The sequence below is a fragment of the Bacteroides sp. Ga6A2 genome (assembly GCF_000702225.1).
Lineage (GTDB): Bacteria > Bacteroidota > Bacteroidia > Bacteroidales > Bacteroidaceae > Ga6A1.
Genome location: NZ_JNKX01000089.1, coordinates 1 through 1168, shown reverse-complemented (window position 1 = coordinate 1168; position 1168 = coordinate 1). Strand labels below are relative to the sequence as shown.

Sequence of the window (1168 nt, the reverse complement as noted above, 5' to 3'; positions counted from 1 at the left end):
ATTAAAACCTCCATGTTTATCCATTCTGGGTATTCGTCAAGTTCATACGCCGTGCCTTGTCGGGAAGACTTATTTTTGTCATAGTAAAAAGTAAGTGTTGTTCTATCTGGCGATACCACAGCATAGGCTTCTTGTGCCATGACAGACACAGGACTTACCACACACAAAATAAGGCTTAGGATTTTTGTGAAAATATTTTCCATACTATTTTTAATTTAGTTCTGCCAAATCTGCAAAACAACAAATTCGGCAGAACGGAATTTACATTATGAATTATGATTTTTTCAAATTTCAATTTTCAACTTTCAACTCATTTCTTAGCCGTAAAATATCCAGGATTTGCCTCGCCGCCATCTATCTTTGCACGAGACTTGCCGGTTACATTTGAATCGAATTTTGTACCTCTGCCACCAACAATACTTGTACAATCCTTAAACATTTCTTCCGACTCATCAACCTTGTTTGTATTCCAGTCTGTTCCGACATATATTGTTTTCAGACTCTTGCAACCTAAGAACATTTCATACATACTCGTTACGTTCGAGGTATTGAAGTTGCTTAAATCAAGACTCGTTAGGCAACCACAATTCTTGAACATCACACTTATATCCGTTACTTTCGAGGTGTCGAATTTGCTTACATTAAGATGCGGCAGACTGCGGCAACCTAAGAACATTTTGTTCATATTCGTTACATTTGAGGTATTGAAGTTACTTACATCAAGACTCGTCAGGCTGCGACAACCTGCAAACATCACACTCACATCCGTTACTTTCGAGGTATTGAAATTGCTAACATCAAGATGCTGCAGACTCTTGCAACCAAAGAACATTTTTTCCATATTCGTTACATTTGAGGTGTTGAAGTTACTTACATCAAGACTCGTCAGACTCTGGCAATCTAAAAACATTTCTTTCATCAATACAACTTTTTCTGTATCAAAACCACTAACATCAAGACTTGTAAGACTACAGCAGTAATAGAACATTTTTTCCATATTCGTTACATTTGATGTATTAAATTTGCTTACATCAAGGGTTGCCAGTTTTTCACACCCCCAAAACATACCTTCTATTTTTGTTACATTTGATGTATTAAACCCACTTACGTCAAGATTTGTCAATCTACGGCAATCATAGAACATACCTTCTATATTCGTTACATTCGA

Annotated in this window: 1 protein-coding gene and 1 pseudogene; both read right to left on the bottom strand. The window is 36.5% G+C overall.

The genetic code is table 11. The features are described from left to right. Positions 1-203: pseudogene (locus tag T538_RS19050) on the bottom strand (hypothetical protein); the annotation flags it as partial. Positions 204-310: 107 nt separating this feature from the next. Next, a partial coding sequence (locus tag T538_RS0113780) for a BspA family leucine-rich repeat surface protein (RefSeq protein ID WP_155993238.1) occupies positions 311-1168 on the bottom strand: 858 nt, incomplete at its 5' end.